At 69.9% G+C, this 12,771-nt stretch carries 15 protein-coding genes and 1 tRNA gene; 7 read left to right on the forward strand and 9 right to left on the reverse strand.

Annotation, left to right across the window (positions count from 1 at the left end):
- The first annotated feature begins 108 nt into the window (after window positions 1-108).
- The 6 genes from E1284_RS13725 to E1284_RS13750 all read left to right on the forward strand — a co-directional run bounded on the left by E1284_RS13725 (window position 109) and on the right by E1284_RS13750 (window position 6,022).
- Window positions 109-846 (forward strand): GntR family transcriptional regulator, encoded by a 738-nt coding sequence (locus tag E1284_RS13725; RefSeq protein ID WP_131939448.1) that lies wholly within the window; start codon window positions 109-111, stop codon window positions 844-846.
- A gap of 124 nt (window positions 847-970) precedes the next feature.
- On the forward strand, window positions 971-1,396 hold the full coding sequence (locus tag E1284_RS13730; protein WP_131939449.1) for a plasmid replication, integration and excision activator: 426 nt from the start codon (window positions 971-973) through the stop codon (window positions 1,394-1,396).
- On the forward strand, window positions 1,393-1,596 hold the full coding sequence (locus E1284_RS13735; protein ID WP_131939450.1) for a hypothetical protein: 204 nt from the start codon (window positions 1,393-1,395) through the stop codon (window positions 1,594-1,596). Before E1284_RS13730 ends, E1284_RS13735 begins: the two co-directional genes overlap by 4 nt.
- A gap of 87 nt (window positions 1,597-1,683) precedes the next feature.
- A complete protein-coding gene (locus E1284_RS13740; RefSeq protein WP_243714464.1) occupies window positions 1,684-3,150 on the forward strand; it encodes an FtsK/SpoIIIE domain-containing protein in 1,467 nt (488 codons plus the stop codon).
- Window positions 3,151-3,236: 86 nt separating this feature from the next.
- Window positions 3,237-4,862 carry a replication initiator gene (locus E1284_RS13745; RefSeq protein WP_131939460.1) on the forward strand — a complete coding sequence of 542 codons (1,626 nt, stop codon included), beginning with the start codon at window positions 3,237-3,239 and terminating at the stop codon, window positions 4,860-4,862.
- A complete protein-coding gene (locus E1284_RS13750) occupies window positions 4,862-6,022 on the forward strand; it encodes a site-specific integrase (RefSeq protein ID WP_207923744.1) in 1,161 nt (386 codons plus the stop codon). The genes E1284_RS13745 and E1284_RS13750 overlap by 1 nt, the downstream gene beginning before the upstream one ends.
- A 71-nt stretch (window positions 6,023-6,093) precedes the next feature.
- Here E1284_RS13750 and E1284_RS13755 read toward each other — a convergent pair.
- From E1284_RS13755 to E1284_RS41430, 9 genes are all read right to left on the reverse strand, one after another.
- Window positions 6,094-6,165: transfer RNA gene (locus tag E1284_RS13755), tRNA-Val, on the reverse strand.
- 84 nt (window positions 6,166-6,249) lie between these two features.
- Entirely contained in the window at window positions 6,250-7,413 is a 1,164-nt protein-coding gene (locus tag E1284_RS13760) for a geranylgeranyl reductase family protein (RefSeq protein WP_131939451.1), read from the reverse strand.
- The gene (locus E1284_RS13765) at window positions 7,413-8,048 is read right to left on the reverse strand and encodes a dienelactone hydrolase family protein (protein ID WP_131939452.1); all 636 of its coding nucleotides are present in this window, start codon (window positions 8,046-8,048) and stop codon (window positions 7,413-7,415) included. The genes E1284_RS13760 and E1284_RS13765 overlap by 1 nt, the downstream gene beginning before the upstream one ends.
- On the reverse strand, window positions 8,045-8,464 hold the full coding sequence (locus tag E1284_RS13770) for a CBS domain-containing protein (RefSeq protein WP_131939453.1): 420 nt from the start codon (window positions 8,462-8,464) through the stop codon (window positions 8,045-8,047). Before E1284_RS13770 ends, E1284_RS13765 begins: the two co-directional genes overlap by 4 nt.
- 52 nt (window positions 8,465-8,516) lie before the next feature.
- Window positions 8,517-9,425 carry a PAC2 family protein gene (locus E1284_RS13775; protein ID WP_131939454.1) on the reverse strand — a complete coding sequence of 303 codons (909 nt, stop codon included), beginning with the start codon at window positions 9,423-9,425 and terminating at the stop codon, window positions 8,517-8,519.
- A 78-nt stretch (window positions 9,426-9,503) separates the two neighbouring features.
- A complete protein-coding gene (cbbX, locus tag E1284_RS13780) occupies window positions 9,504-10,454 on the reverse strand; it encodes a CbbX protein (RefSeq protein ID WP_243714465.1) in 951 nt (316 codons plus the stop codon).
- Window positions 10,451-10,879, reverse strand: a complete 429-nt coding sequence (locus tag E1284_RS13785) for a ribulose bisphosphate carboxylase small subunit (protein WP_131939455.1) — start codon at window positions 10,877-10,879, stop codon at window positions 10,451-10,453. The genes cbbX and E1284_RS13785 overlap by 4 nt, the downstream gene beginning before the upstream one ends.
- On the reverse strand, window positions 10,879-12,312 hold the full coding sequence (locus tag E1284_RS13790; protein ID WP_131939456.1) for a form I ribulose bisphosphate carboxylase large subunit: 1,434 nt from the start codon (window positions 12,310-12,312) through the stop codon (window positions 10,879-10,881). Before E1284_RS13790 ends, E1284_RS13785 begins: the two co-directional genes overlap by 1 nt.
- Window positions 12,309-12,470, reverse strand: a complete 162-nt coding sequence (locus tag E1284_RS41430) for a hypothetical protein (protein WP_165965253.1) — start codon at window positions 12,468-12,470, stop codon at window positions 12,309-12,311. Before E1284_RS41430 ends, E1284_RS13790 begins: the two co-directional genes overlap by 4 nt.
- 72 nt (window positions 12,471-12,542) lie before the next feature.
- Here E1284_RS41430 and E1284_RS13795 point away from each other — a divergent pair.
- On the forward strand, window positions 12,543-12,771 hold a 229-nt coding region (locus E1284_RS13795; RefSeq protein ID WP_131939457.1), incomplete at its 3' end, for a helix-turn-helix domain-containing protein.

Raw genomic sequence — 12,771 nt, forward strand, 5'->3', positions numbered from 1 at the left:
TGGGCATGTGGTCGGGGTTGTTGAGGGCTGACGGGTGGGTGTTACACGGGCTACAGTTCCGTGAGGTGCACTTATGCGGTCAAGCGTTTTAGTAGTCAGGTGGTCGATATGTCGAGCTTGGAGTTTGAGCCTCCGAAGTATGCGCGGGTGGTGCTGGAGGTGCGGCGCCGGATAGAGGACGGCGACTACCCGCCCGGCTCCATGCTCCCCTCGGAATCACAGCTCGTGCGTGAGTTCGCGGTGGGGCGGACGACCGTGGTGCGGGCGTTGCAGATGCTGCAGCAGGACGGATGGATCACCCGTGAGCACGGGCGCGGCTCGTTCGTGAAGGGCCGTCCCGCCTCCGAGGTGCGGGCCAGTCGGCGGGGCCTTGCGCTGCTGGACCGTCCGGAGACTCTGCCGGGTGTGCGGTTGGTCGATGTCGGCCAGGTCGACGCGCCGGGGCCGGTGGCGGCGCTGCTCGGCCTCGACGGCGGCCGTGGGCGGGTGTTGGCGCGGCGGTCGCTGACCGTCCGGGATGGGATCGCCTCGGATCTGGTGACGTGCTGGTTCCCGCCTGAGTTGGTGTTCGGTACCGACCTGGACAAGGATGCGGCGTTGCCGGTCGGGCTGCGGGATCATTTGCGGACGGTCAAGGGCCTGCGGGTCGACCACATCTCCGAGCGGCTGACCGCCCGGCTTCCCGCCGGCGATGAGGCCGGGCTGCTGGAGATCAAGGCCTCTGAGCCGGTGCTGTCGATGCTGGCGGGCGTGCATGACGCCTCGGACGTGGTGCGGTTCGTGGTGGAGGTCGTGATGCCGGGCTCGCTGCATGAGCTGGAGGACGTGTACAGCGTCCCGACCTGATCCATCCCTTGATGTGATGCACGTCACTCCCTCCTGAGCTTGTTCGGTCGAGTGGCCGACGTACACTCGTGCCACAAGCACTCGTTCGGACAAGCGGTCGGGTGAACAACGAAGGTGGTTCGTGATGGCGGTGCAGGGTCCGTTCAAGGTCGCGTTCGGGGACGTGTTCCCGTTCGGGGCGTTCGTCAAGGGCGGGGTGGAGCCGGTGCGGGACTTCGACCGGTCGACCCGCGAGAACTTCGTGCAGGCGCGGGACAAGGACACCGGGGAACTGGTGTGGGCGGTGGAGGTGCTGGACGCCGACCCCGAGTCCAAGGGCACGTTCAAGGTCAAGCTCACGGCGCCGGTACAGCCCCTCGTCCCGGAGGCTCCGGCGGGGTTCCCGTTCGTGCCGGTGGAGTTCGACGGCCTGACGGTGACGCCGTACGTGAACTCCGGTACCGGTCGGCTGGCCTACTCGCTCAAGGCGTCGGCAGTGCGTCCGGCCAACTTCAAGGGCGCGGGCCGCTCGGGCAAGGACGGCGGCGCGGCTGCCAAGGACGCGGCATGAACATCCTCGGCATGCTCGCCCTCGTCGTCGTGCTGGCTGGTGCCGGTGGGTTCGGGCTGCGGCTGGTGGCCGAGGTCGGCGAACAGCGGCGGTCGGTGCGCTGGGCTCACACCCTGGCGAGGTTCTGCGGCGACGCCGGTTGCGGGGTGTGCCGGTCGCGGTCGCTGTCGGCCGAAGTCCCGCGCGTTGCCGCTAGTTGATCGGGTGGGGCGGCTGGAGCTGGTACCTCCGGCCGCCCCCGTTTCTCTCGCTCTCCCGCAGCTCGAAAGAGAAGAGGTGTCCAGGTTATGGCCTGGGAGTTCCGCAAGCTCGGTCCTGGTGAGAACGTTGCCGTTGAGGCGCAGCGTGACCCGTTCGCGGCACCCAAGTGGGCGCCTCCGGTGTGGCACATGCCCGAGGGCCTGGTGCTCATCGTCAACGCCGTCCGCGCGCTCATCCGGACGGTGGTGTTCCTGGTCCGCAACATCGTCCCCGTGTCCATCGCGGCCGGTCTGGGCTGGCTCGGCTACCGCTTCGGCTGGCTCGTCCCCGTCCTGGTCCTGGCCCTCGTCGCGGTCGGCCTGGGCGTATGGGCGGGGGTGGACCGTCCATCCTTCGTCCGCTGGATCGCCCGTCCCGCCCGTGCCCGCTGGCGCCTCGTCCTCGTCTACCGGCGCGACTGGCAACCCGTCCTGGTCACCGCTGGCCTGACCAAGGTCCACAAGGGACGGGAGTACCTGCCCTCCCTCGTGCGGGTGCGGTGCGGTCCGACCTCGGATCGGGTGCTCGTCCGGATGCTCAAGGGGCAGGCTCCGGACGCGTGGGAGCGGGTGGCGGTCAACCTCGCGCACGGCTTCGGCGCAACCCTGGTCCGCGTCCGGGACGGGGACCGTCCGGGCCGCATCTGGCTGGAATTCGTCCGCAAAGATGCCCTCGCCGTCCCGATCCCGGCCCTGCCCGTCCCGGATGGGTCCGCGGTCGACCTGTCCGCTCTCCCGGTCGGGCGGTGTGAGGACGGGTCGCCGTGGCGGCTGCGGCTCCTCGGAACCCATGTGCTGATCGCGGGGGCGACGGGGGCCGGCAAGGGCTCGGTCATCTGGTCCACCGTCCGCGCACTCCTCCCGCTGATGCTCGCGGGCCTAGTGGAGGTGTGGGCGACCGACCCCAAACGCATGGAACTGTCCTTCGGCCGTCCGCTGTTCGAACGCTACGGGCGCTACAGCGACGACCCAAAGGGCGGCATGGTCGAGTTGCTGGAGGCGGCGGCCGAGGACATGAACGCGCGGGCCGAGCAGTTCGCCGGGGTGACGCGGTCGTTCGCGCCGTCGCATGAGCACCCGTTCCGGGTCGTCGTGGTGGATGAGCTGGCGTTCCTGACCGCCTACTGCCCTGAGCGGGATCTCCGTAAGCGGGCCGAGTCGGCGCTGGCCGTGCTCACCTCGCAAGGCCGTTCGGTCGGGTACTGCGTGATCGGGGCGCAGCAGGACGCGCGCAAAGAGGTCAACAACCTGCGCAACCTGTTCCCCGACCGCATCGCCCTGCGCCTCGATGAAGACGAACAGGTCGACATGGTGCTCGGCGACGGCGCCCGCGACCGTGGCGCCCTCGCTGATCAAATCTCCTCGGTCCCGGAGATCGGCGCGGGCGTCGGGTTCGTCCGACTGGAAACCTCCCCTGACCCGGTGCGGGTCCGGGCGGCCTACGTCTCCGACAACGACATCCGCGACATGGTCGCGCTCGGCCTGCCTGACCTCGACATCGAGGGGGCTGCGTGACCAACCCGGCTCCTGGCGTCACGCAACCCACCCTCGACGCTCCCGAGGTCGCCCCGTCCTCGTCGGCCGAACCCGGCCCGGAACCGGTGGTCAAGACGCTGGCTCCGCTGGCGCGGGGCGTGTTGGAAGCGGTCGCGGTCGAGCACGGCGTCTGCATCCGCCCCGTCCCCATGCGGCGGGTCGACCTGAACACGGGTGCGGCGGAAATGGTCTACGTCCCGTGCGGTCACACCTTGGCCTCGGTCTGCCCCTCGTGCGCCGAACGCAAGCGCAAACTCCGCGCCGTGCAGTGCCGTCAAGGTTGGCACCTGACCGAGGAACCCGTCATCACCCGCGCCGACCCCGACGCCGAGCAACGCGCGTGGATGGAACTGCGGGCGCAAGCGGCGGCGGCCCGTGACCGCGCGGCCCTCGACGGAACGGCGGACGGGGAAGACACCTCGTTCTGGGACGCGGTCATTCGCGACCTCGACAACGAGCTTGAACGCACCGGGGTCCGCGGCTCCCTCAAAACCGGTGATGACTCCAAGGGCCGGCGGACTCGGTCGACCCGGCGGCGGCAGGATGCGCCCGACCTTCCTCGGCGTCCGGTCGACTCCCGCACAGTAGGCAAGGTGTTCCGAGGTGCGGACGGGAAGACCTTCCGGCCCTCGCTGTTCCTGACCCTCACCCTGGACTCCTACGGGCGGGTACGGGGTGACGGTACGCCGGTCGACCCCGAGTCCTACGACTACGCGCGGGCGGCACGGGACGCGTTGCACTTCTCCAAGCTGGTTGACCGGTTTGTGCAGAACCTGCGCCGGTTCGTCGGCTATGACGTGCAGTACTTCGCCGCCGTCGAACCGCAACGGCGTCTCGCGCCGCATCTGCACATGGCGATCCGGGGCACGGTCTCGCGGGCTGAGCTGCGGCAGGTGGTGGCGGCCACCTACCACCAAGTGTGGTGGCCTCCGACCGACCGCGTCGTCTTCGACGGCGAACACCTGCCCGTCTGGGACGACATCGCGGGCCAGGACGGCGGCGGCTACCTCGACCCGGCAACCGGCGGAGTCCTCCCCACCTGGGATGAAGCGCTAGACGCCCTCGGCCAGGACGAGAACGCCGAACCCCTGCACGTGATCCGCTTCGGGCGGCAGATCGATGCGCAAGGCGTCCTCGCCGACTCGGCCGATTCCCGGCGGTGCATCGGCTACCTGACCAAGTACCTGGTCAAAGGCGTGGCCGAATGCCATCAGGCCGAGACTGCGGCGCAGCGTGAGCACGTCGACCGGATGGCTGAAGCCCTGCGGTATGAGCCGTGCTCGCCGACGTGTGCGAACTGGCTGCGCTACGGCGTCCAGCCCAAGAACCCGCGCAAGGGCCTCACGCCGGGCTACTGCAAGGGCAAAGCCCACCGACGCGAACACCTCGGCTACGGCGGCCGCCGCGTCCTGGTCTCCCGCAAATGGTCCGGCAAAACCCTCGCCGACCACAAAGCCGACCGCAAAGCCTGGGTCCTGGCTCGCCTCGCCGAAGCCGGAATCCCCGTCGCCAACCCGGCCGACCCCCAAGCGGTCCACGTCTGGGAACGGGCTGGGCCTGGCGACCCGGACGTCAAGCCAGCAGAGCAACGGCTCTTGCTGCTGATCAACGAGCGCATCCAACGGCGGCGAGAACTCGACCGAGCAACCGCCTCCGATCTTTCGGCAACTGAGAGCAGAGAGGCCGCCTGATGGCGAACAAGCAGGGGAAGCGCCGGTTCGGCAGCATCCGCGAACTACCCTCCGGGCGCTTCCAAGTCAGGTATCCGGGGCCGGACGGCAAGATGCGCTCGGCCGGAACGACCTACCCGACCAAGCGCGAGGCGGAACGGCAGCTCTCGCTGTTGGAAGCGAAGCAGATCGCCGGCGACTGGACGGACCCGCAGCGGGCCAAGGTCAAGCTCTCGGAGTACTCGGCCAAGTGGATCAACGAGCGGCCGGACCTGCGGGCGCGTACGGTCGAGATCTACCGGGGCCTTCTCCGGCGTCGCATCACGCCGTATCTCGGCAATGTGCCCATCGGCAAGATCGACACGGCGACCGTCCGCGAGTGGCGGGCCACCCTGATCAGTGCGGGAGTCGGGGCGTCCGAGGTGGCCAAGGCGTATCGACTGCTGCGGGCCGTCCTCATGACGGCGACCGATGACATGATCATCTCCCGCAACCCGTGCCGGATCAAAGGTGCCGGTGAAGAGAAGCCCGACGAACGGCCGGTCCTCACCGTCGCCCAGGTCTTCAAGCTCGCGGCGATGGTGCCGGAACACTTGCGTGCTCTCGTCCTCCTCGCGACGTTCGCAAGCCTCCGGTGGGGTGAGGTCGTCGCGCTGCGCAGGATGGACCTCGACCTCAACGCCGGGACGGTCACCGTCCGGCAAGCGCAAGTCGAGTTGGACACCGGCGAACTGATCATCGGGCCGCCCAAGTCACGGGCTGGCCTCCGCACCGTGGCACTCCCCCAAGCGATCATCCCGGACCTGCGGCGGCATCTCGGCAACTTCACCGGCGCTGAGCCTGACGCGCTGATCTTCACCGGCAAGCGCGGGGGCGTCCTGCGGCGGGCGAACTTCCGGCGCTCCACCAAGTGGGGCGAGACCGTGACCAAGCTCGGCGTGCCGAACCTGCACTTTCACGACCTCCGCCACACCGGGAACACGTTCGCGGCCGAGTCCGGCGCGACGCTCCGCGACCTCATGGAACGGATGGGCCATGACAGCGTGCGGGCCGCGATGATCTACCAGCACCGGACGGCGGGCGGTAACCGGGCCATCGCCCAGGCCATGGACAACAAGATCAACAGCGAGAACCCGGATGACGACGACGGTGCGGCCGGATCGCTCGCGCTCGTCGGCTAATGGCACGCTAATGGCACGCTAATGGCACGAAGACCCTGTTCCCATGATCGGGAACAGGGTCTTTTCGCAGGTGGGCGCGGACGGTTTCGAACCGCCGACTCCTCGCTTGTAAGGCGAGTGCTCTACCCCTGAGCTACGCGCCCGGGTTGCCGGGAAAGCGTACCCGGTTCGTGGGGACGAGCGCGAAACGGTTTCCCGGGGTGTGGGCGGGCGTCGCGCTGGTCCGGTCAGGTGGTCGGGGTCAGGCGGGTCACGGCGGTGGCCAGGCGGTCGGTCGGGGTTGGGACGGTGGCAGGTGGCATGCCGTCGAAGAGGGTCATCGCGAAGCGCATCAGGGTGGGGTGGGAGAGGCCCTGGCTCGTTACCAGCCGCATGATGCGGGGGTTCTCGATGGCGCGGGTGAAGGCGCGGCCGAGGGTGAAGGGGGCGCCGCTCGCGCGGCGGATGGCGGACGGGTAGGAGCGGAGGATCTTCTCCGGGAAGGGGCCGTGGTAGGCCCTTGCGATCACTTCGGCGGCCAGGCGGCCTGCCTCCAGTGAGTAGGCGATGCCCTCGCCGCTGAACGGGTTGACCATGCCGCCCGAGTCGCCGGCCAGGAGGAGGCCGGGGAGGTAGTGGGGGCGGCGGCTGTAGCCCATGGGGAGGGCTGCGCCGCGTAGGGGGCCTTCGGCGTTGTCTTCCGTGAAGCCCCAGACGGTGGGGAGGGTTTTCAGCCAGTCGGTGAACAGGTGGTGGTAGTCGGGGTGGTCTGTGCGAAGCAGGGCCACGCCTACGTTGCAGGTGCCGTCGCCCATGCCGAACGCCCAGCCGTAGGCGGCGGGGGCCAGGTCCAGCCAGATTTCCAGGTAGGTGTCCTTGTGCCGGGGGCTTCGGTAGTAGCGGCGGCCCGCGATGCCTATGGGACGGTCGCGGCGGGGATGGAGGCCCAGGGCGATGGAGAGGCGGGACGAGGCGCCGTCGGCCGCTATGACCAGGCGGGAGTGGTGGGTGCCCGTGCTCGTCTCAACGCCCGTTACGCGGCCACGGTCCACCACAGGCGCGGTGACCTTTGTGTTCTCCAGGAGGGTCGCACCGGCGGCTACGGCCTGGCGGGCCAGGAGTTCGTCCAGGTCGGTGCGGGTGCGGGTCAGGCCGTGGCCTGAGGGCCAGGGAAGCTCCAGGGTTCGGCCCGCGCCTATGAGGCGGACGCCGTCCGTGCGGAACCAGTCAGACAGGTCGATGTCCAGGGCGTGGAGTTCGTCGACGGCGCGGGGTGTCAGGCCGTCGCCGCAGATCTTCTCGCGAGGGAAGGACGTCTTCTCCAGGACGAGGACGTCCAGGCCGGCACGGGCCAGGTGGCAGGCGGCGGACGTGCCGGCGGGGCCGGCTCCTACCACGATGACGTCGCGCATCACAAGTTCCGGTTGAACCAGTCGGCTGCTTGCATGGTGACCTCTTCCAGGGCGCCCGGCTCCTCGAACAGGTGGGTCGCGCCGGAGATTATGTGGATCTCGGAGTGGTCGAGTTGCTCGGCCGCCTTCTCGTTCAGGGCCAGGACTTCGGTGTCGCGGCCGCCGACGATCAGGAGGACGGGGGCCTGGACGCGGGGCAGGGACGGGCCCGCGAGGTCGGGGCGGCCGCCGCGGGAGACGACCGCGCCGATGCGGGGGCGGGCCGCCGCGGCGGCTAGGGCGGCGGCTGCGCCGGTGCTGGCGCCGAACAGGCCGATGGGGAGGCCGGCCGTGTGCGGCGCTGACTCCAGGCCCTCGGTGAGGCGGTCGATCGCGCCGATCAGGCGGAGGGTGAGGAGTTCGATGTCGAAGCGCAGGGCGGCGGTGACGCGGTCGACCTCGTCCTCGTGCTGGGTGAGCAGGTCGATGAGGAGCGTGCCGATGCCGGCGGCGTTGAGGCCCTCGGCGACGGCACGGTTGCGGGGGCTGAGGCGGGAGCTGCCGCTGCCGTGCGCGAACAGGACGACGCCGGTCGCGCCGTCCGGGATCGCCAGGTCGCCGGCGAGTTCGGCGTCCGGCAGCTTCAGCGTGATCATGTGTTGGGCGGTTCGGCGCTGATGTCGGCGAGGGCCGAGCGCTCGTCGCGCTGGACGGCCAGGTCGCCGATGGACACCATGCCGATCGGGCGGTCGCCGTCCACGACCGGGATCCGGCGGACGGCGTGCTCGCGCATCAGCCGCACCGCCTCGTCGGCGTCCTCGCCGGGCGCGACCGTGATCATGTTGGTGCTGCAGATGTCGGCGACGGTGGTGCCGGACATGTCGCGGTGCGCGGCGACGGCGCGGATCACGATGTCGCGGTCGGTGACCAGGCCGCGCAGCCGCCCCTCGTGGACGACGAGGACGTCGCCGATGCCGTGCTGCCGCATGAGGTCCCCGACCTCGACCAGGGACGTGTCCGGGGGCACCGCCACGGGCACCGGCGTCATCACCTCGTTCACCTTCTGGGCCATGAGCGAACCTCCCCTCTCGGGCGCTCGCCTACCCAGCGGCGGACGGGATATGTCAGCCGGCGGGGTCGGGCCCGTCCTGCTCGGCGAGGAACCGCTCGAACTGGGCGCCGAGCTCGTCCGCGGTGGGCATGTCCTGCGATTCGGCGAGCAGGCTGTCGCGCTCGGCGGCGCCGGCGAACGCGTCGTACTGCTGCTCCAGCGCCCGGACGACCTTCTCGACCTCGTCGTTGCCGTCCACCTGGTCGGCGATGTCGGCGTCGGTGGCGGCGGCCGCGTCGCGGAGCCGGTCGACGGGCAGCACCAGCCCGGTCGCGGAGACGATCGCCTCCAGCGCGGCGACGGCGGCGGCCGGGTAGGCGGACTGGGCGAGGTAGTGCGGGACGTGCACGGCGAACCCGACGGCGTCGTGCCCGGCCTCGCCGAGCCGCAGCTCCAGCAGCCCGGCGGCGCTGCCGGGCACCTGCACCTTGTCGAACCAGGAGTTGCGGTTGACCAGCTCGGGCCGGGTGGCGTGCGCGGTGGTGCCGACGGGACGGGTGTGCGGGACGCCCATCGGGATGCCGTGGAACCCGACGACGACGCCGACCCCGAGCTTCTCGACCAGGTGGACCACGGAGGAGGTGAAGCCCTCCCACAGCCGGTCGGGCTCCGGCCCCGACAGCATCAGGAACGGGCTGCCGGCCTCGTCGCGCAGCAGCCGGACGACCAGTTCGGGCGCCTCGTAGGAGGCCCAGTGGTCGCGGTCGAACGTCATCGGCGGCCGGCGGGCCCGGTAGTCGATCAGCGAGTCGACGTCGAAGCGGGCGATGACGCGGTGCTCAAGGGACTCCAGGAGGTGCTCGCGCACGAGCTGCCCGGTGGATCCGGCGTCCACGAAGCCGTCGAGGCTGTGCAGCAGCACCGGACCCGTCATCTCCGGCAGGTCGGCGTCGAGCTCGTACAGATCCTCAGGGTTAAGCAACTTCTCCCCCACTCCACATGTCCTACGCCCAACATTAGGACATGCGGAGGCACATCCCCGTTTCCGGTGTGACACCGGTCACGCGAATACGCGGCTGGCCAGGAAGTCTTCCGGGTGGAGGGTGGTGAGGTCGTCGCGGCCCACGTCGCCGCCGGCGGCGAGGAGCCGGTTGGCGTGCCGGAGGCGGGCGCGTTCGATGGCGTTCCGGACGGATCTGGCGTTCGCGAAGCGGGGCTGGGCGCGGCGCCGGGACAGGTAGTCGCGGAACACCGGTTCGGCGGCGGGGGCGAGGCCGTAGCCCTCGCGTTCCATCATCAGGTGGCCGATGGCCTCCAGTTCGTCCGGCTCGTAGTCGGGGAAGTCGATGTGGTGCGCGATGCGGGAGCTCATGCCCGGATTGGACGCGAAGAAGGAGTCCATGCGGTCCTTGTATCCGGCGAGGACGACGACGAGGTCGTCCCTCTGGTTCTCCATGACCTGGAGCAGGATCTCGATGGCCTCCTGCCCATAGTCGCGCTCATTCTCCGCCCGGTACAGGTAATACGCCTCGTCGATGAACAGCACGCCGCCCATCGCCCGTTTCAGCACCTCTTTCGTCTTGGGCGCGGTGTGGCCCACGTACTGGCCGACGAGGTCGTCGCGGGTGACGGAGACCAGGTGGCCTTTGCGGATGTAGCCGAGGCGGTGCAGCAGCTCGGCGAGCCGGACGGCCACGGACGTCTTGCCCGTCCCGGGGCTGCCGGTGAAGCACATGTGCAGGTTGGGGCGCCCGGAGTCGATGCCGAACCGGGCGCGGACGCGGTCCACGAGGAGGAGGGCGGCGATCTCCCGGATGCGGGTCTTGACCGGGGCCAGGCCGACGAGTTCGGCGTCGAGGGCGTCCAGGACGGCGTCGACCTGGGAGTCGGCGCGCTCCTTCGCGAGGTCGATGCGCGCGTCGGGAGGGAGCGGCTCCCCGGTGGCGGGAGCTTGGGACGTGTCCACCGGGGAGCCGTTCTGGCGCATCCCGAAGCCGGGGCGCTCGGTCAACGTCCCGCCCCGTAGCGGTCGCCCTCGGGCCTGTCGAGGGCGTACGGGTGGAGCGTGTACCGGACGCGCCGGTCGGACGTCTCCGTCCGGTCCAGCCGGAAGCCGGGCTCCTCGGCGGGACGCTGGACGATGAACGACAGCGCGGTGGTCTGCCGCCCGTAGCGGGCGTCGTAGGCGTTCAGCCGGATGTAGTGGTCCGGGTACGCCTTGCGGCACTCGTTGACCTCGTACAGGACGCCGGCCGGGTCGGCGAGGTCGAACATCGGCAGCCCCCACATCTCCCAGTAGGAGTTGCGCGGATGCGGGTCGTCGGTGAACTCGACCGAGCACGGCCAGCCCTGGTCGAGGGCGTAGGCGACCTGGGCCGCGATGTCCGCGTCCGTGAGGTCGGGCAGGTAGGAGAAGGTTCCTTGGGTGATTCGCATCAGACGCTCACCGGGGTCTCGACGACGTCAGGGGTGTCGGTGGATTCGTACGTGAAGGTGATGTCGCCCCACGTGGCCAGGGCGATGTCGAGTTCGCGGCTCTGCTTCGCCGCGGCGCGCAGGATGTCAGGGCCCTCTGCGAGGTAGTCGCGGCCCTCGTTCCGGGCCTTGATCATCGCCTCGAGCGCGACGCGGTTGGCGGTGGCGCCGGCGGCGATGCCCATCGGGTGGCCGATCGTCCCGCCGCCGAACTGCAGGATCGAGTCCTCGCCCAGGTAGTGCAGGAGCTGGTGCATCTGCCCGGCGTGGATGCCGCCGGACGCGACGGGCATGCAGCCCGGCATCGACGCCCACTCCTGGTCGAAGTAGAGGCCCTTCACCGGGTCGGCCTCCACCTTGTCCAGGCGCAGGGTGTCGTAGTAGCCGCGGACGCTGTTCGGGTCGCCCTCCAGCTTGCCGACGACCGTCCCCGCGTGGATGTGGTCGACGCCGGCGAGCCGCATCCATTTGGCGATGACGCGGAAGTTCACGCCGTGCGTCTTCTGCCGCGTGTACGTGGAGTGCCCGGCCCGGTGCAGGTGCAGGATGACGCCGTTCCTGCGCGCCCACTTCGCCATCGACTGGATCGCCGTGTAACCGATGGTGAGGTCGATCATCACGATGACGCTGCCGAGGTCCTTGGCGAACTCGGCGCGCTCGTACATGTCCTCCATCGTCGCGGCGGTGACGTTGAGGTAGTGGCCCTTCACCTCGCCCGTGGCGGCCTGCGCCCGGTTGACGCCCTCCATGCAGTAGAGGAAGCGGTCGCGCCACCGCATGAACGGCTGCGAGTTGATGTTCTCGTCGTCCTTGGTGAAGTCGAGGCCGCCGCGCAGGGCCTCGTAGACGACGCGTCCGTAGTTGCGCGCCGACAGGCCGAGCTTGGGCTTGACGGTCGCGCCCAGGAGCGGACGCCCGAACTTGCCCAGGTACTCGCGCTCCATGACGATGCCGTGCGCCGGTCCCTGGAACGTCTTCACGTAGTGGGTCGGGATCCGCATGTCCTCCAGGCGGAGCGCCTTCAGCGCCTTGAACCCGAAGACGTTCCCGATGATGGACGACGTCAGGTTCGCGATCGACCCCTCCTCGAACAGGTCGAGGTCGTAGGCGATGTAGGCGATGAACTGGTTCTCCTGTCTGGGAACCGGCTCCACCTTGTAGCACTTGCCCTGGTAGTTCTCGTAGGACGTGAGCCGGTCCGTCCAGACGACCGTCCACGTCGCGGTGGACGACTCGCCGGCGACGGCCGCGCCCGCCTCCTCCGGCGGCACGCCCGGCTGCGGCGTGATCCGGAAGGCGGCGAGGATGTCGCTGTCCTTCGGCTCGTAGTCCGGGCGCCAGTAGCCCATCTCCGCGTAGGGGATCACGCCCGCCGACCATCTGCCCGAGCTCATACGCCGCTCTCCTCCGCTTGCTGCCGGTCGGCCGGGACGCGGTGCTCCGCCCCGGTGAAGGACGGCATGCCCAGGGGAACGGGGCGGAGCGCCACGTCCCGGCCCATGTGGAACCGTGACGCCTCGAAGCTTGACCGCCCGATACTTGCGATGTCCATCAAGTGTTCTACGGTGACCATCAAGCATTCACTTGAACGAGGAGGTCGGCACGTGAGGCAGGGGGCCGGCGGGTGACGGAGGCGCGGCTGCGGACGTTCGTCGCGCTCGCCGACGCCGGGTCGGTGCGGGCGGCGGCGCGGCGGCTGTACGTGACCGAGTCGGCGGTGTCGGCGGCGGTCGCCGCGCTGACCCGCGACCTCGGCGTGCCGCTCGTCCAGAAGGTGGGCCGGGGCATCCGGCTGACGCCCGCCGGGGCCGTCTACGCGGGGTACGCGCGGCAGGTCCTCGGGCTGCTGGAGG

Source organism: Actinomadura bangladeshensis, from assembly GCF_004348335.1.
In the GTDB taxonomy this organism is placed as follows: domain Bacteria; phylum Actinomycetota; class Actinomycetes; order Streptosporangiales; family Streptosporangiaceae; genus Spirillospora; species Spirillospora bangladeshensis.

What these genes read in the sequence shown, in the direction of transcription:
- E1284_RS13760 (WP_131939451.1), bottom strand. Translation starts at nt 7,413, where the DNA reads ATGCGCGACGTCATCGTGGTAGGAGCCGGCCCCGCCGGCACGTCCGCC.
- E1284_RS13785 (WP_131939455.1), bottom strand. Translation starts at nt 10,879, where the DNA reads ATGCGAATCACCCAAGGAACCTTCTCCTACCTGCCCGACCTCACGGAC.
- E1284_RS13750 (WP_207923744.1), top strand. Translation starts at nt 4,862, where the DNA reads ATGGCGAACAAGCAGGGGAAGCGCCGGTTCGGCAGCATCCGCGAACTA.
- E1284_RS13725 (WP_131939448.1), top strand. Translation starts at nt 109, where the DNA reads ATGTCGAGCTTGGAGTTTGAGCCTCCGAAGTATGCGCGGGTGGTGCTG.
- E1284_RS13765 (WP_131939452.1), bottom strand. Translation starts at nt 8,048, where the DNA reads ATGATCACGCTGAAGCTGCCGGACGCCGAACTCGCCGGCGACCTGGCG.
- E1284_RS13730 (WP_131939449.1), top strand. Translation starts at nt 971, where the DNA reads ATGGCGGTGCAGGGTCCGTTCAAGGTCGCGTTCGGGGACGTGTTCCCG.
- E1284_RS13790 (WP_131939456.1), bottom strand. Translation starts at nt 12,312, where the DNA reads ATGAGCTCGGGCAGATGGTCGGCGGGCGTGATCCCCTACGCGGAGATG.
- E1284_RS13770 (WP_131939453.1), bottom strand. Translation starts at nt 8,464, where the DNA reads ATGGCCCAGAAGGTGAACGAGGTGATGACGCCGGTGCCCGTGGCGGTG.
- E1284_RS13735 (WP_131939450.1), top strand. Translation starts at nt 1,393, where the DNA reads ATGAACATCCTCGGCATGCTCGCCCTCGTCGTCGTGCTGGCTGGTGCC.
- E1284_RS13740 (WP_243714464.1), top strand. Translation starts at nt 1,684, where the DNA reads ATGGCCTGGGAGTTCCGCAAGCTCGGTCCTGGTGAGAACGTTGCCGTT.
- E1284_RS41430 (WP_165965253.1), bottom strand. Translation starts at nt 12,470, where the DNA reads ATGGACATCGCAAGTATCGGGCGGTCAAGCTTCGAGGCGTCACGGTTC.